General features: G+C 38.1%; 14 protein-coding genes. 10 read left to right on the plus strand and 4 right to left on the minus strand.

Annotation, left to right across the window (positions count from 1 at the left end; all coding sequences use genetic code 11):
* Nucleotides 1-88 precede the first annotated feature (88 nt).
* From ACFOOI_RS16420 to ACFOOI_RS16460, 9 genes are all read left to right on the plus strand, one after another.
* Nucleotides 89-766: a response regulator transcription factor gene (locus tag ACFOOI_RS16420; protein ID WP_379839116.1), complete on the plus strand. Its 678-nt coding sequence runs from the start codon at nucleotides 89-91 to the stop codon at nucleotides 764-766.
* Entirely contained in the window at nucleotides 763-2,034 is a 1,272-nt protein-coding gene (locus tag ACFOOI_RS16425; protein ID WP_379839117.1) for a sensor histidine kinase, read from the plus strand. Before ACFOOI_RS16420 ends, ACFOOI_RS16425 begins: the two co-directional genes overlap by 4 nt.
* A 119-nt stretch (nucleotides 2,035-2,153) precedes the next feature.
* The gene (locus ACFOOI_RS16430; protein ID WP_379839118.1) at nucleotides 2,154-2,969 is read left to right on the plus strand and encodes a hypothetical protein; all 816 of its coding nucleotides are present in this window, start codon (nucleotides 2,154-2,156) and stop codon (nucleotides 2,967-2,969) included.
* 1 nt (nucleotide 2,970) lies between these two features.
* Nucleotides 2,971-4,251, plus strand: a complete 1,281-nt coding sequence (locus ACFOOI_RS16435) for a hypothetical protein (RefSeq protein ID WP_379839119.1) — start codon at nucleotides 2,971-2,973, stop codon at nucleotides 4,249-4,251.
* Nucleotides 4,252-4,264: 13 nt separating this feature from the next.
* Complete coding sequence (locus ACFOOI_RS16440; protein ID WP_379839120.1) at nucleotides 4,265-5,692, plus strand: pectate lyase family protein; 1,428 nt, start codon at nucleotides 4,265-4,267, stop codon at nucleotides 5,690-5,692.
* 8 nt (nucleotides 5,693-5,700) lie between these two features.
* A complete protein-coding gene (locus ACFOOI_RS16445; RefSeq protein ID WP_379839121.1) occupies nucleotides 5,701-7,767 on the plus strand; it encodes a hypothetical protein in 2,067 nt (688 codons plus the stop codon).
* A 27-nt stretch (nucleotides 7,768-7,794) separates the two neighbouring features.
* Nucleotides 7,795-8,880, plus strand: a complete 1,086-nt coding sequence (locus ACFOOI_RS16450; RefSeq protein WP_379839122.1) for a DUF1593 domain-containing protein — start codon at nucleotides 7,795-7,797, stop codon at nucleotides 8,878-8,880.
* A gap of 29 nt (nucleotides 8,881-8,909) precedes the next feature.
* Nucleotides 8,910-10,499, plus strand: a complete 1,590-nt coding sequence (locus ACFOOI_RS16455; protein WP_379839123.1) for a DUF5060 domain-containing protein — start codon at nucleotides 8,910-8,912, stop codon at nucleotides 10,497-10,499.
* Nucleotides 10,500-10,536: 37 nt separating this feature from the next.
* Nucleotides 10,537-11,973 (plus strand): nucleoside hydrolase-like domain-containing protein, encoded by a 1,437-nt coding sequence (locus tag ACFOOI_RS16460; RefSeq protein WP_379839124.1) that lies wholly within the window; start codon nucleotides 10,537-10,539, stop codon nucleotides 11,971-11,973.
* 167 nt (nucleotides 11,974-12,140) lie between these two features.
* Here the strand turns inward: ACFOOI_RS16460 and ACFOOI_RS16465 are convergent, their stop codons facing one another.
* The 4 genes from ACFOOI_RS16465 to ACFOOI_RS16480 all read right to left on the minus strand — a co-directional run bounded on the left by ACFOOI_RS16465 (nucleotide 12,141) and on the right by ACFOOI_RS16480 (nucleotide 20,832).
* Nucleotides 12,141-13,850, minus strand: coding sequence for a T9SS type A sorting domain-containing protein (locus ACFOOI_RS16465; RefSeq protein WP_379839125.1), 1,710 nt, complete (start codon nucleotides 13,848-13,850; stop codon nucleotides 12,141-12,143).
* Nucleotides 13,851-13,935: 85 nt separating this feature from the next.
* Nucleotides 13,936-15,582 carry a hypothetical protein gene (locus ACFOOI_RS16470; RefSeq protein WP_379839126.1) on the minus strand — a complete coding sequence of 549 codons (1,647 nt, stop codon included), beginning with the start codon at nucleotides 15,580-15,582 and terminating at the stop codon, nucleotides 13,936-13,938.
* A 14-nt stretch (nucleotides 15,583-15,596) separates the two neighbouring features.
* Complete coding sequence (locus tag ACFOOI_RS16475) at nucleotides 15,597-17,444, minus strand: RagB/SusD family nutrient uptake outer membrane protein (RefSeq protein ID WP_379839127.1); 1,848 nt, start codon at nucleotides 17,442-17,444, stop codon at nucleotides 15,597-15,599.
* A gap of 28 nt (nucleotides 17,445-17,472) precedes the next feature.
* Entirely contained in the window at nucleotides 17,473-20,832 is a 3,360-nt protein-coding gene (locus ACFOOI_RS16480) for a SusC/RagA family TonB-linked outer membrane protein (protein WP_379839128.1), read from the minus strand.
* 1,122 nt (nucleotides 20,833-21,954) lie between these two features.
* On the opposite strand from ACFOOI_RS16480, the gene ACFOOI_RS16485 reads away from it, so the two are divergent.
* Nucleotides 21,955-23,358, plus strand: coding sequence for a glycoside hydrolase family 88/105 protein (locus tag ACFOOI_RS16485; protein WP_379839129.1), 1,404 nt, complete (start codon nucleotides 21,955-21,957; stop codon nucleotides 23,356-23,358).
* The last annotated feature ends 321 nt before the right edge of the window (nucleotides 23,359-23,679 follow it).

Genomic DNA, 23,679 nt, shown 5'->3' on the forward strand with positions numbered 1-23,679 from the left:
GTCGTTTTATGCCTCTTGATTAGCCACTGAATTGTGTTTGGTATAAAAACTATGGATTGCTCTATTCTGGAAATTGAATATTAAAATTATGAAAATACTTGTAATAGAAGACGAGCCCGAAATGAGAGGATTGATAAAACAATTCTTGCAGGACGAAAATTATGTGGTGGAAGTAGCAGAAGATTTTCAGGCTGGAATGGAAAAAATCACCAGTTATGATTATGACTGTATTTTACTAGACATTACCCTTCCTGGCGGCAGCGGTTTGGATTTATTACAAGAACTAAAAGAGTTAAACAAAGCCGATAGTGTAATTGTGATTTCGGCCAAAGATTCCATCGAAGACAAAGTGAGAGGCTTAGACCTTGGTGCAGATGATTATTTGACCAAGCCTTTTCATGTTACGGAGTTAAATGCCCGCATAAAGTCTGTAATCCGTCGGAAAAAGACGGAGGGTAAAAACCACCTGATCATAGAAAATGTAAAAATCAATATGGAAGAGCGGCTGGTATTGGTTGACTCAAAACCAATGGAACTGAACCGCAAAGAATTTGATATTCTGGTATTTTTTGGAATGAATAAATCAAGGATAGTCAGCAAATCAGCCATTGCAGAGAATATTTGGGGCGACTACATAGACCAAGCCGATGATTTTGATTTTATCTATTCTCAAGTTAAGAATTTACGAAAAAAACTGCGTGATCACCAAGCAAACATAGACATCAGTTCGGTGTATGGAATTGGCTATAAACTGGCAATCAAATGAAGCTGATAAACCACACCTTGGGCATACTTTCGGTTATCTTGTTTACCACGGTGGGTTTATGGGCATTTCTCTTTTATTCGCAATTATTAAGTCAGGTAAAAACCACGATTGACGAAGGACTCGCCAATCACAAAATAGCCATTATTGACAAGCTGAAAGATGATGCAGAGATAGCGGATCAAGATAGTTTTCAAGATAAAAGTTATAGCATCAAAAAAGTAAAAGAAGACTATGCTTTGCAAGTTTTAGATACTTATAAAGACACCACCATATTTTCCAGTTTAAAGAACAATTCCTATCAAGTACGTCTGTTGACCACGGCTTTTGCCACTCCTGCTGGGCAATATTACGAAATGAAGGTTATCTCACATGAGATAGACGAGGGAAACCTAATTATGAAAATTTCCTATTCTATACTGTTGCTGTTTTTGTTTTTAGCCATCAGTATTTTGCTGGTCAATAGATTTGTACTCAAAAATACTTGGAAGCCTTTTTACGAGGTTTTGACTTATCTCAATGATTTTAAGTTAGATAGTGGGCCCGCCAAAGAATTTGAAAAGACCAAAATCAAGGAATTTTCTTTGCTAAACACCTCGATTCAAAACTTGCTCAATAAAAACGCTGAGATTTTTAACAGTCAAAAAGAATTTATAGAAAACGCTTCGCACGAGTTTCAAACGCCATTGGCTATTGGTATAAACAAATTGGAGCTGCTCGCCGAAGATTCGAGTCTGAAAAGTGAGCAGGTTCAAAAAATTGGTCAAATTATAGAATCTTTTCAGAGACTTTCAGGCTTAAATAAGTCTTTGCTTTTGCTTTCTAAAATTGAAAACAAACAATTTATTTCAGAAGAAAAAATAAGCTTTGATGAGATTGTCTCACAAATCGTTGAGGATTTTACAGACTACGTAAGTTTTTTGGGAGTAAAAATTTCATATCAAAAAGAAGCAGATTGGGTATTTAGCATGAATAAAAGTTTGGCAGTTATGCTGGTTTTGAATTTGGTGAAAAATGCCATCATTCATAATCAAAAAGAAGGCGAAGTGCTAATACGGCTAAATGCAACCTCACTTTCTATCGAAAATTCAAGTGATATCTCAGAAATTCCAGAAAATAAATTATTTAAACGTTTTAGTAAAAATTCTTCAAATTCTAAGTCCACCGGGCTTGGGCTTTCTGTAGTAAAGGCCATTTCAGAGGTTTCGGGCTTAATTATTACGTATTCTTTTAGCGAAAGGCACCGGTTTCTCATTTCCGAAAAAGTATAAATATCACGTATCAAGGAGAGTTTTATGCCACAGTTTTCTCAATTCCAGATTCTTTCCAGATTTCTTCCCAATTGTTTCCAAATTCGATTTATTCCTTTGTATCAAATTAAAGGTTTAACATGAATAAAATTGTAATCATATTGGTTTTGAGTTTCTTCTCAACGGTTGCATTTGCCCAGCGTATTGAGCAAAATGCAGTTCCCGCGGTAGTGCTTAATGCTTTTCAATTAAAATATCCATCGGCTGAAGATGTGAGCTGGAAAAAAGAGAAAGCAAATTATTTGGTTTATTATAAAGTAAATACCAAGCCGCATAAGTTAAGAATGGACTATAAAGGTGAATCAATTGATCACTTTCAAGACCTTTTTTTAAGTGAAATTCCAAGAGAAGTACTTACAACTATCAAAGGGAAAATATCCAACTTTGACCTGAAAGACGCAGATTTAGAGGAAAGAAATGGCGTTTCGACATACGTAACTAAGTTTAACACAAATGGAAGTAATAGCTATTTCTGGGTCAGCGAAAAAGGGGAGTTGCTAAAATACAGACAAGAGATTCGTGAGGATGAGATTCCATCGCCCATTGTAAGTTTTATTAATAGTCAATACGGCAAGATAAAAATAGAAAGGGCCAAGTACGTTGAAGACAATGGCACAAACAATTACATTATAGGCGGAAAAATTAATGGGAAAACGAATGTTTTTTGGTTTAACACAAATAACAATATGTTAAAACATACCCAAGACCTAAAATTAAGTGATATTCCAGAATCAATTAAGAAAGTACTAAGGGTTGATTATAAAGGATTTGAACTTAGGGATGCCGACATGATTCATGTAAAAGATAGCCAAACGTATACCATTAGGCTGAAAAGTACAAACGAAGAAGTTCGGGTAACTTTTGATAAGTATGGTAAAACCCTTGAATTGAACTAATATGAAAGAGATATTACGTCATTTTGGGCTTTGCTTAATAGTGGTTATAAGTCTTTTTTCGGTTTCGAGTTTGGCACAAAACACCCTAATAGAAGAACTAAGCGGTGAGGTTTCGGAGGACTCGCTAAATTCTAAAATCAATATCTATTTAGATTGCAATGACTGCAATTCGTCTTATTTTAGAAGAAATCTGGCATTCTCAAATTTTGTGAGAGACCCCAAGTTGGCGGATATTCATATTTTTGTAACCCAACAAAAAACTGCGGGTAATGGCACCGAATATAAGCTCAATTTTATTGGCCTAAAACAATACGCTGATATTCAGTATAAACTAAAGACGTTTTCGCCACAAGACGATTCCGAAATGACAAAATGGGGCAGGTTACTAAAAATAGTGGATGCCGGTTTATTGCCATATTTGTCACGTACTGCCGATTTTTCAGGAGTTAAAATAAAACATGACGCTCCATTGGTGGCACCTGTTGAACTCAGAGACCCGTGGGATTTTTGGATATTCAGAACTGAGTTTGGAACAAATTTTAGTGGAGAAAAAAGCAAGCAGAAGTATACATTAAATAGCTCAATTAGAGCGGATAGAATTACGAATGTCTATAAATTCAAATCTGAGCTTTCGTATGATTTAGAAAAAAACGTGTATAACAATGGGGACGAGGTAATTGTAACTGCCAAAAAAGAATCGGGGGCAAATGCAAGGTTTATCTATTCCATGAACTCTCGTTGGTCAGTCGGTCTTTTCGGGAAATTGTATTCTTCCACGTATTTAAACCTACAAAAAGCCTTTAATCTAGGTCCGGCCATTGAGTATAACATTTTTCCTTGGGACAAGTCAGACAGCAAGGTGTTTACTTTGGCGTATATTTTAAAGCCAAACTATTATGCCTATAACCAAAGAACGCTTTTTGGAGAAATAGAAGAATGGAGAACTTCAGAAACCTTGAGGTTGTCGCTGTTGCTTCGTCAGCCATGGGGGGCTATCGAAAATACCTTAGAAGGCTCTCATTTTTTTCATGATTTTTCTAAAAATAGATTAACGCTACAGTCAGATGCTTCGGTAAGAGTTTTAAAAGGGCTTTCGTTTTTTTTAAACATTAAAACAGACCTCATACACGATCAGCTATACCTGCCCGCCGGAGGAACTTCCAGAGAAGATGTGCTGCTGCAACAAAGCAAACTTGCTACCAATTTCGAGATTTCGGGTAGGCTCGGCGTACGATATACTTTCGGCTCAAATTTTAATAACATAGTGAATCAACGATTATAAAAATATATATAGTATGAAAAAATACATTTTGACATTTCTCAGTTTGGTTTTAATCTCTAAAATCTCAAATGCCCAACAATTAGCCTTCCCAACAGCCGAGGGTTATGGAAAGTACACAGTTGGAGGGCGTGGAGGTGTAGTATATGAAGTTACAAATCTAAACGATAGTGGACCAGGAAGTTTAAGGGCAGCGGTAGAAGCCAAAGGTCCTAGAACAGTGGTATTTAGAGTTTCAGGAACCATTACGCTTGAAAGAGATCTAAGAATTGAAAACCCATTTATAACCATTGCCGGTCAAACGGCACCTGGAGATGGTATTTGCCTGAGAAAGTACCCGCTAATGATTAATGCGGATGAAGTCATAATTCGCTATATGCGAGTAAGGTTTGGAGACGAAGCTCTAAAAGATGCTGATGCAGTTTCTAGCAGGTATGTAAAAAATCTCATTTTAGACCATGTTTCGGCCAGTTGGAGTATTGACGAGGTGATGTCTATCTATCATGGGGAATATACAACCGTACAATGGTGTATTATTTCGGAAAGCTTGTTTGATTCTAAGCACCCCACAAAAGGCAATCATGGATTTGGTGGAATTTGGGGTTCTAATTACAGTACATATCACCATAACTTAATTGCCAATAATTCTAACCGAAACATTCGTTTGGCTTCAGGATGCGGAAATGTAGATTACCGAAACAACGTGATTTACAATTGGGGATTTGAGTCTACTTATGGTGCAGAATCTATGCAAAAAGGTAACGATAAATTTAATTTCGCTAACATAAATGTAGTTGCCAATTATTACAAACCAGGTCCAGCTACCCAACCAGGTAGATTAACCTCTCAAATCGCAGCTCCGTGGTCACGTAACGGAAATAGCGATTATGGTAAGTGGTATATCGCAGATAATGAAATGGTAGGAAGTAAGGAGGTAACCAGCGACAATTGGAAAGGCGTATCCCCTGCATTAACCGCTATTCAAGGTGTGCAAGAAAGTAACCCTGAAAACTTGGCAGCGATTCCAAGTTTAAAACTAGATAAACCATGGGCAGCCATGGCAATAAATCAGCAATCTGCTAAAGACGCTTTTAATTCTGTCCTTGAAAAAGCAGGAGCTAGTTTGCCAAAAAGAGATGCCGTTGATACTCGAATTATAAATGAAGCCCGAACCGGTCTTGCCACTTTTGAAGGTTCTTCTTATGAGAAGTTTTATGAAGTTCCTGATAAATCAAAGAACTGCGGAATTATAGATTCTCAAAATGATGTAGGCGGCTGGCCAGAACTGAAAAGTGCTCCAGCACCATTAGACACAGACCATGATGGAATGCCTGATGATTGGGAAGAGAAAAATAAATTGAACAAAAAAGACCCATCGGATAGCAATAAGATAGCGGAAGATGGATATACGATGTTGGAGAAATATATGAACAGTCTTAAATAATATTAACTATGAAAAAATTACATTTTTTGTTTATTCTGGGTTTTCTGCTAATAGCAGGAAAATCATCAGCCCAAACGGCTAAGTCACTAAAAGGAACCGCTGAAGAACAGGTTTTATTAAAAGACTTCCCATTTTTAGCAAAGTTGTTAACTACAGCATCCCCTTGGGAAATGAAACCCGAACAACTAGCAAAATCAGTTTTCGCTCGGATGCCTAAATTAGCACAAGGAAATGAAGCCTACCCACTTTTGTTTAATGATCAGCGAGAAGAAAACGGATGGTTAGGTGAGCCGGTTTTTGATCAATATGCTTATGAAACAGAACTGTACACCTTTGACCGAGAATACCCAGTGATAAAACTACACATTGGTCGTCCGCTTATTTTTGGGGTACAACACGGCCGTGTGGAAGCACTTGCCAAGGCTAAAGGCCTCGTTGCTCAGTTTCCGTATCTTGAGCCAACCGTAATTCCGGGGTTTTTACAAAAAATAGATAAGACGGTTGACTTATTGGCCCCTTATGGAGCAAAAAAGTTGCCCAATGATTTTTATCTCGCTTCTCACTATTTGCTTCCAAATGGAATCAAAATGACCGTGACCAATTTATCTGGTTCAACAAACGGTTCGCCTTATGTAGAAATTGAATTAAGACCAAGCGAGCCAGTTAAGAAATTTCAGGGTAGTCAAACACTTGCTTTTCCTGAAGCAGAAGGTGCAGGCAGATTCGCCCAAGGAGGACGTGGCGGAAAGGTATTCGTAGTAACTTCATTGGAAGACTATCTGCCAAAAGGTCGCCCAGGTAGACCAGAAGGCGTGTATGGACAAGCAAGCGACTATGCCACCACGCTTGGTGAAGGAAAGTGGATACTTCATGTTGATGCTTTGGGTAATGCCCATCCGGGAGAGGGGCGTCCATTGTTGCCAGCATACCCTGCCTTGCCAGCCCAGGAAGTAATACACGGCACCTTACGCGAAGCAGTTGAAGCGGAAGGCCCTCGGTATGTTGTATTTGCAGTGTCTGGAACAATTAACCTTTTGTCGCCTCTTGAAATCACAAATCCTTTTATCACTATAGCAGGTCAAACGGCTCCTGGTGAGGGAATTCAAATCAGAAACTTTGGTATTGAAGTAGAAACACACGATGTCATTTTGAGGTACTTGCGTATACGTGTAGGAGATATAAAAGGACCTGGTGATTTGAAAAGAACCCTTGGCGAACAAACACACGCTTTAGATTTAAACGCAATGAATATCATAGCAGACCATTGTGACATTGCTTATGCTTGTGATCAGGTTTTTAATACTTACGGTCAGTTTAAACGTGAAGCTACCACCATACAGTGGTCGTATATTTACGGTGGACTTACAGCATCTACCCACGAGAAAGGAAATCACTCTATGATTTCTGTAGGTGTGGGCTGGGGTTGGGTGTCATCTCATCATAATTTGCTGGCTCATGGCCGAGTGCGTAACCCTCGTATTGATATGCTTACCTATGACTTTAGAAATAATGTGGTTTATAATTTTGTAGGGGCTGGGTATGGTTCAGACAATGATTATTTGCGACTAAATTACGTAGGCAATACCTTAAAAAATGGACCAGATTCAGGTAATAAAAAAATGTACGCCTGGAGTGAATCCACCAAATGGGCTCAATGGTACGGAACAGGAAACAAGCTTCCAGCTAATTTTGAAGGAGATTTTGGTAAGTCAGATGTTACTATAGTTCACTCGCCCATTGACTATTATCCTTTAAAAACCGAATCAGCAGAAAAAGCCTACCAAGAGGTTGTAGAAAATGGCGGAGCTACTAAACCAATAAAGGATGTTATCACGTCGTATGTGTCGCAAACGGTTAAAGATGGTACAGGGTTTATTCCAGGAACTCCTGCTGATTGGCCAAATGGCGGCTTTGGAACATACCCTGAAGTAAAAGCTCAGGCTGATACAAATAATAATGGTATACCTGACCAGTGGGAAACTAAACATGGACTTGACTTGAAAAAAACGAAAGCTAATGGACATGATTTAGACGCTAAGTATGAAAACATTGAAGTGTATATGAATTCTTTGTAGGCTGCTTCATCGAAAAAAAACAATAAAATGAGAAAAATGAAAAGTTTTATTTTAACCGCAATAACCTCACTTACGCTGTTTTCTCTGAATAGTAGAGCGAGTGCTGGAATTAATGAGGGTTCAGAAAAAGATATTTCAAAACCACGCGTGGTAATCATGTCTGATTTTCCACCTCTTGACGTCATACCGGTTAAAGCTCCTTACGGGCCAGCTGAGAAACGAAGCGACCCGGATGATATTCAGTCGATGGTTCGTTTTTTACTTTACACAAACGAGCTAGAAGTTGAGGGCTTAATTGCCTCAGCAGGCACTAGAGCCAACATAGCAAGGAAGCAAAATATTATAGATATTTTGAATGTTTATGATCAAATAGATGAGAATTTAAGAAAGCACGATACAAGGTACCCCACGGCCGACCATTTGCGTGCCATTACCTGGCAAGGTAGAGATAAGACGTATGGAAAAGGAGCCGTAGACTTACTAGGAGAAGGAATGGATACAGAAGCTTCGAATGCAATCATTCGAATTGTAGACAAGCCAGATGAACGCCCGGTTTTTGTTTGTGCATGGGGAGGCACCTACGAAGTTGCCCAGGCTATTTGGAAAGTAAAAAATACGCGATCAGGTAGTGAACTAAAACGCTTTCTGAGCAAGTTGCGAATTTACTCAATTGCAAGACAGGATAGTACAGTTCAATGGCTGCTTGATAATTTCCCAGAACTATTCATTATTGTTGCTGACAATACCTTTAGAGGTATGATGTCTTATGCCCCCGGTTCAGACCCAACACTTACTGACATAGAATGGGTTTACAAAAACATTCACCGAGGCCATGGAATGTTAGGCCTGATGTATCCCGAAGATACCACTATGGATCCTGATAAAAAGGGTGTTAGAGAAGGGGATACACCTTCATTCTTATATCTTGTAAGTGCGGTTCGGGGTTTAAACGACCCCAATAAACCCGACCAAGAGAGTTGGGGTGGTCAATTTGTACAAACAGACCCTAGCAAAAAACATTGGTTTGATGGCCCTGGTCCTGTGAGTGTATATAAGTGGCGGGCCGAGGTTCAAGCAGACTTTGCTCGTCTGGCAGACTGGATGCTTCCTTAGATTACAACTAAACAATAAATATCAACCATATGAAACATTTCGCATCGGCACTTTTAATTCTTGTAGCTTCTTGCTGCATTTCTATGAGTAGTTTTGCCCAAAAAACACAAACTACAGAACAATGGGGCGTTTTTGAAATTAGTTTAAAGGGTCCTTCTGAAGGAAATCCGTATATGGACAATTCGCTCGAAGCTACGTTTTCTAATGGTAATAAAACCGTTTTGATGCCCGGTTTTTATGATGGAAACGGCATGTATAAAATTCGCTTTTCGCCCGATCAATTAGGAAAATGGTCGTTTGTTACAAATAGCAATCAAGCTGCCTTAAACAACCGAAAAGGCACTTTTACTTGTGTTAAGCCAACTGGAAATAATCATGGCCCAGTTAAAATTGTAAATACCTTCTACTTGAAATATGCCGATGGCTCTCCTTTTTATTCTGTTGGTACTACCGCCTATCAATGGACGAGTGTGAAGCAAAGTATACAGGAACAAACTATCAAGACACTTGAAAAGGCTCCTTTCAATAAAATGCGTATGTGTGTTTTTCCTAAAAATTATAGATTTGGAAATGATACAGAACCTTGGATGCTGGCTTATAAAAAAGTAGATGACAAAAACGACCCAACACAGCCAAACTATGAGTTTTTTCAAAATTTTGACCATAGGGTAGAACAGCTTTTGGCTATGGGAATCCAGGCTGATGTAATTCTTTTTCACCCGTATGACATTTTGGGGTATTTTCTTATGGGTAAAGAAATGAACGAAAAGTATACCCGTTATATGATTGCAAGACTTTCGGCTTATCGCAATGTGTGGTGGTCGCTTGCAAACGAATGGGATATACCGAGAATAAAAGATGCCATTGATTGGGAAGGAGTGGGTAGTTTACTTCAAAAAGAAGACCCTTATCAGCGTTTGCGTAGCATTCATAATTGGGCTGGTGATGAAACGCACTTTTACGACCATACACGTCCTTGGATTACACACGTAAGCACACAAACACATCGGTTTTTTGATGCTATAAAGTGGCGTAATCAATACCAAAAACCTGTTTTTTTTGACGAAATGCGTTACGAAGGTGATGTGGCAAGCAGTTGGGGACAGTTGACGGGTAAAGAAATGACTAGCTATTTTTGGAAGGCTGGACTGAGTGGTGTTTACGGGATGCATGGAGAAACTTTAAGAAATGATTCTGATAAAGAAACCGAAGTGCGTTGGTGGGCAAAAGGAGGGACTTTAATGGGTGAAAGTGAAGAAAAAATTGCTTTTTTTAGAAAAATAATGGAAGCAGCACCTGTTACAGAAATGACTCCTGAAATGCTTACGCTGACTAAAATGCCTAAAGCTGACACTCTCGTTGGAAAAATAGATCCCAAGCTAATGGAGGTGCTCAATAACAACATCTATACCCTGTACCAAAAAGACAAATACTATCTTGTTTATACGACTGACCCTTTACAAACAATTGAGTTAAATTTGGGAGGAAATAAAGATTACACTTTAGAAGTAATTGACACCTGGAACATGAAAGTTGGGCCAAAGAAAACGGTAAGCCCAGGGAAATTCCAATTTAAAACAGAAACACCTTTTACAGCAATACGCCTTATTTCGCAATAATGGAATGTAGATTTTTTTTAATTAAACTTATTTGAATATGAAAAAACCAATGGCTAAAATGATAAAAACCTTGGTCATTTGTGTGGCGATGATCACATTTATGGGAACATTTGCCTTTGCCCAAGAAAAACCAAGACTATTTGTACTTACCGACATCGGCGGTGACCCAGACGACCAAATGTCAATGGTGAGGTTATTGACCTATTCCAACCAAATCGATATTGAGGGTTTGGTGGCTACCGAAGTTGTAAAAACCGTTAATCCGGACCGAATCCGAAGTATAGTAGAGGCTTTCGGACAAGTGAGAGATAACCTCGAATTGCATGAATCAGGTTTTCCTAAAGCCGAATATTTACAAAAATGTATCTCAAAAGGAATACCTGTTGGAGGCATGGCTGGTGTAGGCGAGGGAAAAGATTCGGAAGGCTCAGAGCTTTTAATAAAAGCCGTTGACCGAATGGATGCAAGACCTTTGTGGGTCAATGTTTGGGGTGGTCCAAGTGTGCTTGCACAGGCTTTGTATAAAGTTAAAGCTACACGTTCAAAAAGCGAATTGGCAAAGTTTGTTGCCAAAATACGGGTATATGCCATTTCTGACCAAGATAACAGCGGTCCATGGATTCGTACCGAGTTTCCTGAATTGTTTTATATCGTTACGCCGGGTGCCAATGCAGGTGGAGCTTTTCATCACGGCACTTGGATAGGTATAGGTGGCGATAAGTTTCATGGCCGTTTCGGAGGAGCAGATTTTGAATTGGTAACTAACGAATGGCTCGAACGTAATATTCGTAAAAAGGGGCCACTCGGCAAAATGTACCCACACTGGGAATACATGATGGAAGGCGATACCCCTGCATTTTTATATTTGGTAAATAATGGACTAAATAGTCCTGACAACCCAAACTGGGGAAGTTGGGGTGGCCGTTATGAATACTATCTACCCAAAACTGAAAAGTGGTTTTATCAACCCGAAACCCACCCCATCTGGACAAATGCCGACGATGAAGTATTAGGAAAAGACGGTGAATGGCACGAAACCAACCAAGCTACGATTTGGAGATGGAGAGAAGCCTATCAGAATGATTTTGCTGCAAGAATGGATTGGACAATAATGCCATACAATAAAGCGAATCATCCTCCAGTAGTGAAATTGGAAACGCCGACATACATCAAGGCTAAAAAAGGTGACCGAGTAGACCTTAGTGCCGTAGGTACTACTGATCCTGATGGAGATTTGCTATCGTATGAGTGGTTTTGCTATGAAGAAGCAGGTACAAGAGGTATGTCAAATGCACGAACAGGTATTAAACACGACATCATAGGTTTTGATAAAGAAAAAGCGTGGCTCTTTGTAAAAGGTAGCCGTGTGATGCCTCCCGGTACAGGTACTATGCATATAATTCTCGCAGTTACTGATAATGGTTCGCCAAGATTAACGAGGTACAAAAGAGTTATTATTGATGTGGTTGAATAAAAGCCTTTTTCTATTCAAACCTACAAATAATTAATTTCGAGTAGCCTTTTTATCAGTATTTAACCTAATATTTTCGTTTCAGATTTACCTATTTGCCAAACAGTAAATAGGTAAATCGAAGCGTTTTTTTATTTAAAAGCGTTTTTGATAAAAAGTATATCAAAGTATTATCTATTCAAAATCATCTTTTTGACTAAAAAATACGAGTTTGTATTGTTCTCAGGTGTAATAGTTAAACGAGCAAAATAAATTCCATTCGGCAACCTAGATGCGTCAAATGTTTCTGTGTAAGTACCTGCTGCTCTTTGACCTGTACTTAGGTTAGACACCGAATTGCCTAAATTATCAATAACACTAAGTGAGATATAGGCAGGGTTTAATACAGTAAAACTAATGGTAGTAACATTATTGACTGGGTTTGGGAAAATACTGAGTTGTTTTTCAGAATCTACTTCATCATTTATAGCTAAAAGTACCTCTTTTGAGATTAAAGAATTTAGGTATAATTCGAGATTTGTATAGTTGATATCATACGAATACAGTTTGCCGTCGTTGGCGTCATTCGGGTTTAATCCATGAGCTTTTTCCCAATTGTCAGGCATGCCGTCATGGTCGGTATCAGTAGGGGCAGGTAAACTACTCAATACTGGCCAACCTCCAGAATCGGCAGGTGTATCTATAATTCCGCAGATTTTTTTTGGGTCTGCCAGTGTTTGGGTTTGCTTGTAGGTAGCTCCTTCGTGCGATGCCGTACCTGTTTGCGTATCATTAATAATATGAAGGTCCACCGCATCTCTGACAGGAAATGAACATCCCACATGTTCCAATACGGAGTAATAGGCTTCTTCGGCCGTTTGCTCATTTATAGGCATAGCTTCCCAAGAAGTTGCTAGTTTTATTAATGGCAGGTCCGAGTTTCCTCCTTGAGGTTGCACACCGCCATTCCAATTATCAGCCGTTACAGCTACATTGCCTACCATCACATTTTTTGCTATATACCATTTGCCATAATCAGTTTTTACGTCACGGTAAGAGGGGTTGGCAATGCGGTAAGCGTTTGTTCCGGGCTTGGTGGCAGGGCCAGGTTTGTAGTAATTGGCCACTAAATTTATGTTAGAATAAGCATGGTTTACATCGCCCACTTGTTGCTGTTCGCCGCCATAGGTGCTGTTGTAGCCCCAATTGTAAATGACATTGTTTCTAAAATCAAAATTTAAAGTACCAGAGGCCATTCTTGGGTTTCGGCTTGAGTTATGTGCCAATAAATTGTGGTGATAAGAGCTGTTGTTTGAGCCCCATATTCCTCCAAAACCATGAGCACCTTTAACGTGATTTGAATTATACATACTTTCGGCTATTAGGCACCATTGAATAGTAATGTTTTCACAATGATAAACCGACATGGTTTCGTCCACACTCCAACTTGCTGAAATATGATCTAGGATAACATTACTAACAAATCGCCCAGAGACTGCATCTGAGTCATCACCAGATTCTCCTCCTAAACGAACTCGCAGGTAACGAATAATCACTTGATTTGCAGCAATAATTAACGGATACTTTTTAAGACAAATACCATCTCCAGGAGCTGTTTGGCCTGCTATAGTTATGTTGGGGTTGTTGATTTGTAAGTTTTTGGTCAAGTTTATGGTGCCCGAAACTCTAAATACCACCGTTCTCGGGCCAGAAGCTTCTACGGCCGCCCTTAGACTTCCCACACCGGAATCATTTAAATTGGTTACTTCGTAAACCGTGCCGCCTCTACCGCCAACTGTGTATTTTCCATAGCCTTCTGCTGTAGGGAATGCCAGTTTTTGAGCATTTAAAATTGAAGAAAAAAAACCAAGAGAAAATAAAGCTAATATGTATTTTTTCATTCTAGTAATTGAGAAATTCTTTTACAATAAAAGAGGTATGCTACTAACTTAAGCTGTCAGTGCATACCTCTTTGGTTAACTAGTTTTATAATCTCCAGCGTAAAGCTCCAGCCGATGATTTCCCTACGAAAGTTTTATCTTTAAATTTGAAATTTCCATTTAAAGGATCCTCCCAAAGGTCTGTAATAGAACCGTTATAGGTATTGTTTGTAGGAGCCGTTGTAGCATTAAATGAAAAATCATTTGTCTTATATGTATTGCTAAATGTCAAAGCCGTTCCCGGAAGGTTTCCTGCTTTTACAAACGGGTTGTCATATACTGGAGGGGTAGCCCCATTGTCGGCACCACGTCCAAATATTGTATTTCTAACAATTAAGCCATCTGTAATATCTGTAGTGTTTACGTATTCTATCAATTGTCCATTTCTTGGTGACTCGCTAAAGGTACAATCTAAAATATTTAAACTCTTTGAGTTAGTTGTAGATCGGTTGTTTACCAATTTTTGAACTTTCCAAAAAGTAGAATTTTTGAATGTAACATTAGAAAGTGTATTGTTTGCTCCACCATCAACCGCTACTAAGCCTGCATTACTAAAGTCGCTCAAGAAGCAGTTGTCTATTGTGAATTGACCAATTCCTCCACTCGTCCATTGCGTTCTTGTACGAATCAAGTTTCTGAAACTCGTGAAGTCACAGTTTACAAGTGTAATATTTCCGACTGTTGAACTCACTGCAACACCGGCGTTAAACACGTATTTTGAGGTGGTTCCCAAAAACCTAACACCATCTATTATGATTGAACCAATTGTGGCATTTGCCGCTATCTCAAATTGGCCACTACTTGTTAAGTCTATAGTAGCACCACCAGAAGTTAAGCTATAGCCACTTTTGATAGTTAAAGATTTGTCAATTAGGTAATTTGATTTCAATCTGTAGGTTTGGTCACCGTCTAAAATTATGGTACTTCCAGCAGCTGCGTTGGTAAGTTGATCAAAAAGGAAAGAACCATCGTCTGGAGTAGGTATATCTGCACCTCTTAAATCTACTATTATACCCGTGGTAGGCAAAGCAGGTTTGGTAGTAAATAGTTCGAAACCTCTTAAAACGTCATCGCTATAAATAGCCACTGTGTATGAGGTAGAAGGAGCCAATTGTTTTACACTTCTTAAGCCAGCTACCTGCTGTGCTGCGGTTGTTTGGTAGGTTGCCAAAGGTTTCGCAAGGTCTTCGTCTGATGCGGCAAATACCTTGATTGTGGTTACAGGAGCACCCGAGGTAGTCCATCGAACATTAAGGCCATTGTCTATTATGTCCACACTTTGTGGTATGTTTAATATAGATGGGAAACGCTCAGTTTTAACGAAGCCGAATTCTGCAGTTTTACTATTTAATTCAGGATTTGCAGCAAAGGCCATTCCTCTTACATAATATGTGGTATTCCACAATAATTTGTCAAAAACTACGATGCTAGTAGTGTCTGAAATCTGTACGCTTCTAATGGCTGGGGTAGCGAAGTTATCTTTGCTAAGCTCAATTTTATAACCCACGGCTGTTTTTAAAAGTCCAATATTAACTGTTATCGTATTATTTACCGAACTAAGAGGTTTGTTTAAAACGGGTCTAAAAAGTCTAACATCTTCTGCTACAACTAGGTCTTCCGTACAAGAACTATAGCACAATACCCCTGCTAACATAAGCAGGATGTAGTATATTTTTATTTGTATTTTTTTCATTGTTCTAAATATTTTTAATTAAAACCATAACCGTCGTTTTTCAATAGCTTACTATTGTCTATCGCACTAATAGGAATAGGTTGAATGTACCTGATTACAGGAACTAGGTAAGGTGATAATTTTAGGTCAATTATATTATTATAGGTATTTGTGGTGGTCGAATATAAGTTGTTTGTCCAGTTACTTCTATTCCAACCGTTTACTAGTGGAAGCGTGTTTCCGTTGCTGTCTGCTCCAGTTGCTGCCACATAGTTTGGTGGAGGCGTGTTGCTGTTTAGTACACCGGAGTAAACCGTGATTTTCTTATTGTCAACTCTCCAGTAAATATAATTAGCATGAGTAGCGGTAGGGCTGTTAACTGCCGACTCATCGCCTAATGCTTTTAGTGTATTTACTGTTTTTTGCATTATTTCTTCATAATTTCCCCATCTTATCAAATCATGCTTTCTGTTTAGCTCTCCTCCAAACTCCCAAGCCTTTTCATCCACAATAGCATTAAAAAATGCTGCTTTTCCTGATAAATTATTAACATAAGCGTCTACTTTAGTTGACCAATCTTCATTAGCAAACGCTCTTTGTCTTACTCTTTTAAGGGCATCTTTTGCCGGTCCAGTTGGGCCGTTTAGTTCATTTTCTGCTTCAGCAAACATCAATAGTACATCTGCGTATCTCATCATTGGCCAGTTGATTCCTGTGCCTTTAGCTGATGCCGATCCAAGAGGAGGATTGCAATATGCTTTGCTCCATTTTGCTTGTGCAATGTCTGTGCTAGATACTATAGAAGGAATCAAGTCTTTGTCTAAATTATATAGGCCGCAAGTCGCATCTCTTCTTTTATCTTTAATATCAAATGAATAGAAATACGATAGTGGCATTGCATAATCATGAGCTCCGGTGCCATATGGGTGGCTGCCACCTGCTATTCTCATACCAACGTTATAACCAACCTCTCCGGTAGTGATAGCAAAAGGTACTTCAAAAAGCATATCACTATTGCTTGGATAAATGTTTTCGCACTGATTTTTAAATACTTGAGCAAAATCTGCAGGTAAAGGTCGGTCTTTTAAGGTCATTAATTTTTGACAATACTCCTTTGCTAATGTATAATACTTGGTTCGATCAGCAGCACTTGCTACTGCTTTAGTCATGTCTGGTTTTAGATAATATCCTGCACGTTGTAAAGACAGCCTAGCAATCATTCCAAGTGTATATTCTCTGTTTATTTGTTGACATGCCTGTGGCAGTTGATCTGCCCATTTCATACCACTCTCGGCGTCTATTAGGTCTTGAATTACTGCCGAAAGAATCTCATTTCTGTCTGTTTTTGGTAAGTCAAAATCTACACCAGCTTTAGGAGCCGCAGTAGGAAAAGGCACATCGCCCCAGTTGTAGACTAATTCGCTATACCAAAACGCTCGCATGGTATAAGCCTCTCCAATATATTGACGCATTTCTGCTTTTACTCCGGCGTCATTTGAATTGTAAGCCGCACTTGCCTTGATACCGTCAATTACTACGTTACAATCTTTTATAGAGGCATAGGCCGAAACCCAGGCTTTATTTAAGTCGTCATTGTTTGATAGAGCCCTAAGAGTTATAATCATGTTATTAAACTTATCTGAAGTTCTATCACCACTTACATCTACATCTGAGTTTCCTTGCATTGTAATAGATAGCCTTGTTCTATAGCCGTCTTCGCCAAACTGTCTGTAAATGTTATTGGTCGCTTTTCTGGCATCATCCACATTTGAGAAAATCAATGTGGTATCGAAAGTAGACAACGAAGTGGGTGCTAAAAAATCAGTACATCCGTTCGAAAGAAATGCCACCCCTACGATTAGTAAATTTCTTATGAGTTTCATATTAATATGTTTTTTATTCATTTTTTAATTAAAATACCACGTTTAGACCTAAAGTGTACGATCTATTTTTTGGATATGAAGAGAAGTCAAGTCCAGGAGTTAGGGCTTGGTAGCCATCGCTTCTCGAGTTGTTTGCGTCTGGGTCAAATCCGCTGTATTTGGTCCAAAGGGCTAAGTTTGTACCTGTGGTGTATATTCGAAGTTTAGATATTAATTTAATATTCACCGGAACTGTGTAGCCAATGTTCAAGTTGCTGAATCTTACATAAGATGCATCTTCCACTGCCCAATCAGTTAGCACAGGTTTTCTTGTTCCAAATGACATATTGCCACTCCAAAGTGTTTTGTCTTTGTTCATCTCGCCCAGTGTCGCCAAATCTTTTATTACTGCACCAGCTGGGCCATATTTTCCTTCTACGTCTATATATGTAAATCTATTTTCAGAGTTCATTGTATTTAACATATTTAGATAAGAACCTCCGTTGCTCGCCCATAATTGGTTGAAAGCAATTTTTCCGGCATTGTATTCGTCATTTCCATATGACCAGTTAAAAAACGCCGATATATCAAACCCTTTTGCTTTTGCCGTTAGGCCAAAACCACCTGTAGCTTTTGGCAATGTTCTACCAATTATTGTTCTATCGTTAAGGTCTATAATTCCGTCGCCGTTAAGGTCTTTTAACTTCAAGTCACCTGGTCTAAGAGGCACTCCCAATGAGCTTGAGTTGTCAACTAGTGGCTTACCATTGTCATCTACTTTTTTCAAAATATATTTTCCTCCGGCATATTCCGAGAAGTCACTTGCTTTGTAATAGCCATCATTTTTATATCCGTAGATTAACCCTACTTCATTGCCCACTTCTAGGTAGTAGTCTAAGTAGTTATTTAAGTCTGTACTCGCCCAGTTTGATTGTAAAAACAGAAACTGTGTGCCGTCTAATTTATCAATTCTAAATTTGTTAGAGCCAATGTTTGCATTTACATATAATGAATAGTCTTTTTTATCATAAATTCTTGCACTTAAACCTAGTTCAATACCTTGGTTTGAGGTGTTTCCTACGTTTTTCCATTGGTATTTAAATCCTGAAATAGGGGCAATTTGAGCTTGAACCAGTAAGTCTTTGGTTTCATTTCTGTAAATGTCTAAACTACCCGTAATAGCTGAATTTAACAATGAGAAGTCCACTCCAAAGTTTTTACCAATGGTGGTTTCCCACTTTAAGTCAGGGTTATATAAAACACTACCAGGGGCATTAATTTGGTAATAAACCGAAGAAAGGTTGTTTGAAAAACCAGGACCCCTGCTGTCAGATGCAGCAAATAGCAAGCTCGTAGAGTTTGATGGGATTCTGTCGTTTCCGGTAGCACCGTAGCTCAATCTTATTTTTAACTCGTCTACAACTTTAGATCCTTTCAAAAACGCTTCGTTTGACATTCTCCAAGCAGCAGAAAACGCTGGGAAATAACCTGTGTTATTTGCTTTTGCAAACTTACTTGAGGCATCGCTACGAAGCGTGGCCGTTAATAAATACTTGTCGTCGTAGTTGTAGTTTGCTCTTCCAAATACAGAAAATATATTAGCATCTGTATTTACAGAAGTGCTTTGAGACGTATATAGTGGGATTCCTAATTGCATATTTGCAAAAAGCTCTTCAGGCTTTACCGAAGGTCTAAATCCACCCGCTTGTACAGTTTGGTTTTTTCCACCAAATGAGTTCACCTCTTGACCTACTAATAGATTAAGATTGTGCTTGCCCATTTTCTTAAAGTCATAGTTCAATGTATTGGTAACTCTGTAAGAATCACTGATGCCGTTTGACTTTAGACCCACTGGTAAACCTCCATTTACTAAGGCCACAGAAGTTATTGGGCCATAGAATCTTAGTGTTTCGTTGAAGGTTTTGTTTAGTGTTACAGTTGAGTTTGCTCTCAGGTTTTTTAGGATATCCCAAGTTAAACCACCATTAAATATGTAGCTGTTGTTTGTTGATTTTCTCCAATCTTGCTTTACCAAATCGTTTGGGTTGATCTGAGACAACAAGAAATCCTCCAAATAGGCTTGGTCAGCATTGTCTGGGTTAATCGTAATCTGATCTGCATAGCCATTGGTTGGTCTATTCGTAACTAGATTTGATACTCTCAAAGAAGAGGAGCCTGATGTTCCTGCTCCATTTACTTCGTTTGTAGTTACCCTAGCTCCTAAATCTATTTTTAAATCTTTTGATATTTTGTGATTTAACTTAAAGTTAAATGCATTTCTGTTTACTCCCGAACCAGGCAAAAGGCCTTTGTCATTGTTTCCGTTATAGCTAAGTGAAAGTTTAGTGTCTGCGGTTCCCCCCGAGATATTAATGTTCTGATATCTTGAAAAAATACCTTTTTGGCCTAATACCTCTTTTTGTCTATCTATAGGTGTTGCACTTTTGTATAATTCCAAATCGTCAAAATATCCATAGTCTTTTGTAAACTGTGCCAAAGCAGCGGCACCATTCATTGCTGCAGTTTCGTATTGCATTAAGGCAAATTCATACGGTGATAGCACATCATATTTCCTTTCGCCAGGAAATGTATTTTGCTGCATGTAGGTATTAAAACTTACGGTAGTTCTTCCTGCTTTGCCACTTTTAGTAGTCACAATAATTACCCCATTTGATGCTCTTGATCCATAGATGGCCGTTGTAGCGGCATCCTTTAAAACATCTATACTTTCTATATCTTGTGGAGGTATGTCGTTTAAGTTTGAAACTATCAGTCCGTCTACTACATACAAAGGGGCGTTGTCTTGCGAAATAGATCCGCCACCTCTTACTCGAATAATTATGTCAGAGCCTGGAGCACCATCTAGAGATTGTACCCTAACACCAGGCAATCTACCTGCCAGGGCTTCTCCCACATTGGTAACCGCAAGTTTTGATATTTCACCAGCAGATATCGAAGCGATAGATCCCGTTAAATTCGCTTTTTTTACGGTTCCGTAACCTATAGAAACTATTTGCACTTCCTCTAGGGTCTGCATGTTAGGTTCTAACGTTATAGTAAAGTTGGTTTTGTTTTCAACTGCCACTTCTTGGGTAATATATCCCACATAAGAAAAGACTAGCGTTGAAGTTCCTTTTACACCAGAAAGTGTGAATTTTCCGTCTAGGTCAGTTGTGGTTCCGGTAGATGATCCTTTTACGGTTACGTTTACTCCTACTAATGGCCCTCCTATGGCACTTCCGTCCATCACGACTCCACTAGTTGCTTTGTTTTGAGCTTGAAGCTCCCCTGTGTATACTAAAAGTATACCAATAAAGAATAGCAGGAAATCTTTTTTAAGATTTAACCTTTGTGGACCGGCCTGTTTAAAACAGCGTTTTAGGTCCATAATTAAGTCTAGGTTTGCCATAGAGGTTAGTTAAGTTTAAATGTTCCCATTTATGTTATAGTTTATCAAATTATATTCCTATTCTAATTTGATTGGCAAATATATAATTATTTCCACATAATTTTGCTTTTATTTATTTTTATTTTGTTTTAGTTTTCTTTTTTTATCGTTTACCTTTTTTCATAGTCTGCTTTAAGCTTTTAATTCCATAAGATTCTAGGTTTTAATTTGTTTTTTTTTGCTCAGATTATTTAGGGTGGGTTTTGCTATTTTATATATAATAAAAAGAGTAAAGTTGGTATTTTTTATAAAATAGAGTAGTTTTTAGGGATGTGTTTTTTGAAATTCAAGAATATGTACTACTGGGGAGTATGGTAAGGAAGTGTTGACTTTGTATAGTTAGAGAAGAAATAGTTTTTTCTCTAACTATATAGTTTAGTTTTCGGACAATATAAAAAATGAATGTAGATTGTAGATTTGATTTTTAACTTGAAATAATTGATAATCTGTCCTGTAGCTTTGTTTTTACATGTGAGTAATTTAATGAGTTTTTTTGATAGACTTTTATTGATGCTGTCAGGGTGTGGTCTCAAAAATTAAAACAGTGGCAGTTTATTAGGTGTCAGCTAAGTTGTTTAGTTGAAAGGAATGGCGGGGTTTCTGGTTTAGTTAAAACGTTGCAATCTATCTGTTATGTAATTTTATTTAATATCAGAAATTTGGAGAAAGCTTTCATTGATTCTGATTCAATAATAAGTCAGAAAGGAAATTTTATAAAAACTCTTCAGTTGGACTTTTATACGACTTCAATTTTTTTGACTTGCCTACATGAAAATGATAAATTAAACAAAGTATTTGCCTCTTTGGTCTACTGAATTAGCCTATAATTAATATTTTTTGTTAGAAAAGTATACTTATTCTTTGATAAATTAAAAATATAGTAGTAATTCGAAGCTTAAACGTAATTAATCGAAAATAAACGAAATAAAAAGTTAGGTTTTTTAGGTTTCACCGGAACAAACAAAGCTTCTCAAGTCTTGTAGTTTTCTTCGAATAAAATAACTGTTTTCGTGGGGTGAAATTCAGTTCGATTTTGGTAGCGTCATTTATTCATAAATTTTTTAATGTAACATTTCTTAAAAGATGAGGATTTCAAAAAAGAAGCAAAAAGTAAAAGGAGGTATAAAGCTATTGCTTATGGCTTTGGTAGTATTAGGTTCACAAACTAGCATATTTGCCCAAGATTTTTATGCCGAAGGCAGAATTCCAATTTATGAGGTGCCGTATACATTGCCAACTGTGGATAGTATAAAGCTGGTTTTGGGTCAAGTAAGAAGTTATTATGAGGCATCTAGTAAACAGCAGATTATTGATAAAACTACAGGAAAAGAATTGAAGGATTTTTCTAAACCTAATAAAAACGCTGCTGTAACAGGTGGCTTTTCAAGTGAATGGTCGTATACCCATGGAGTGGTGCTTTCTGCTTTTGATTACCTTGACAATGTAACCGGAGACAAACGGTATTTTGAAAACAACCCTAAGTTTTTTGATTTTGTAGTTAAAAATCTGCCGTATTTCCGTGAAAACGACAAACAGTTTGGCCGAGACGCGAGCGGCTGGCCTGCCATTGTGCACATGCATGCCTTAGATGATTGTGGTGCTTTGGGTGCTGCTTTGATAAAAACCTACCAAAAAACTAAGAAAAAAGAATATTTAGAATTGATAAACATTACGGCTGACTTTGTTTCAAATAAGCAGTTTCGTTTGCCTGATGGCACTTTGGCTCGTAATCGTCCGCAGTATCAATCACTTTGGGCAGACGATATTTATATGAGTGTGCCGTTTTTGGCCAATATGGGTGTATTCACTGGCGATAAAAAATACTTTGATGATGCAGTAAAGCAAATTTTGCAAATGTCTGAACGTCTTTATATTCCTCAAAGAGAGCTTTTTGACCACGGCTGGAATGTGACCTCAGGCGACTATGACCCGCATTTTTTCTGGGGAAGAGCAAACGGCTGGACTTTAATGGCTACTGCGGAGCTGTTGAGTGTGTTGCCAAAAGACTATGAGGGAAGAGATAAATTACTACATCTGTATCGCTCTATGATTCGCAGTTTGGCTAATCTTCAAGACGGGTCTGGTTTTTGGCATAATCTGTTAGATAAGACAGATACTTTCACCGAAACCTCATGTACGGCCATGTTTACTTATGCTATCGCAAAAGGAATTAACGAAGGCTGGATAAGTCACGTTTATGGACCTGTAGCTCTTACAGGGTGGAATGCCGTAAGAACACGTATTTTGCCAAACGGTGCGGTAGATGGTACAGTGGAAGGTACTACTTTTGCTCACGACAATTCATATTATTATCACAGAGGTACGAGTGTAGACGCTACGCATGGCTACGGTCCAACGCTTTATGCAGGTGCAGAGATGATCAAGTTGCTTCAAAACGATAAAATTGAAATAGTAAAAGCTAAGCCGAATGTAATTAACAGCACATTCCATTTTTTACTCAAGTCAGAGTGGCCAAATAAGAAATAATTTGAAGTGGAAAAGCGGGATGCTTTTGGTGCATTATTTTACAAAGAAATTGAAAACTGATTTTCTTAATTACCTTATAGTAAGTCTTTTTTAGTTTTTTTTGACAAGAGAATTTCATTCATAAGATTTTTAGATAGAAAAGTTAAGGTTGAATAGCTCCTGATATATTTTTGGGGGCTATTTTTTTTTGTGTTTTTATATTCAGTTTTTCAAAGCTGCAGTATGTGCTTTTCTTTTCTTTCTTTTTTTGGTTGAAGTGCCTACTTTTTGTGATTTAATTAATAAAATATTTAAATAATTCGATAATAATAATTTTCGGGA

Source organism: Lacihabitans lacunae (genome assembly GCF_042649125.1).
GTDB lineage: Bacteria > Bacteroidota > Bacteroidia > Cytophagales > Spirosomataceae > Leadbetterella > Leadbetterella lacunae.

What these genes read in the sequence shown, in the direction of transcription:
- ACFOOI_RS16480 (WP_379839128.1), bottom strand. Translation starts at nt 20,832, where the DNA reads ATGGCAAACCTAGACTTAATTATGGACCTAAAACGCTGTTTTAAACAG.
- ACFOOI_RS16425 (WP_379839117.1), top strand. Translation starts at nt 763, where the DNA reads ATGAAGCTGATAAACCACACCTTGGGCATACTTTCGGTTATCTTGTTT.
- ACFOOI_RS16420 (WP_379839116.1), top strand. Translation starts at nt 89, where the DNA reads ATGAAAATACTTGTAATAGAAGACGAGCCCGAAATGAGAGGATTGATA.
- ACFOOI_RS16435 (WP_379839119.1), top strand. Translation starts at nt 2,971, where the DNA reads ATGAAAGAGATATTACGTCATTTTGGGCTTTGCTTAATAGTGGTTATA.
- ACFOOI_RS16440 (WP_379839120.1), top strand. Translation starts at nt 4,265, where the DNA reads ATGAAAAAATACATTTTGACATTTCTCAGTTTGGTTTTAATCTCTAAA.
- ACFOOI_RS16445 (WP_379839121.1), top strand. Translation starts at nt 5,701, where the DNA reads ATGAAAAAATTACATTTTTTGTTTATTCTGGGTTTTCTGCTAATAGCA.
- ACFOOI_RS16485 (WP_379839129.1), top strand. Translation starts at nt 21,955, where the DNA reads ATGAGGATTTCAAAAAAGAAGCAAAAAGTAAAAGGAGGTATAAAGCTA.
- ACFOOI_RS16470 (WP_379839126.1), bottom strand. Translation starts at nt 15,582, where the DNA reads ATGAAAAAAATACAAATAAAAATATACTACATCCTGCTTATGTTAGCA.
- ACFOOI_RS16450 (WP_379839122.1), top strand. Translation starts at nt 7,795, where the DNA reads ATGAGAAAAATGAAAAGTTTTATTTTAACCGCAATAACCTCACTTACG.
- ACFOOI_RS16465 (WP_379839125.1), bottom strand. Translation starts at nt 13,850, where the DNA reads ATGAAAAAATACATATTAGCTTTATTTTCTCTTGGTTTTTTTTCTTCA.
- ACFOOI_RS16455 (WP_379839123.1), top strand. Translation starts at nt 8,910, where the DNA reads ATGAAACATTTCGCATCGGCACTTTTAATTCTTGTAGCTTCTTGCTGC.
- ACFOOI_RS16460 (WP_379839124.1), top strand. Translation starts at nt 10,537, where the DNA reads ATGAAAAAACCAATGGCTAAAATGATAAAAACCTTGGTCATTTGTGTG.
- ACFOOI_RS16430 (WP_379839118.1), top strand. Translation starts at nt 2,154, where the DNA reads ATGAATAAAATTGTAATCATATTGGTTTTGAGTTTCTTCTCAACGGTT.
- ACFOOI_RS16475 (WP_379839127.1), bottom strand. Translation starts at nt 17,444, where the DNA reads ATGAAACTCATAAGAAATTTACTAATCGTAGGGGTGGCATTTCTTTCG.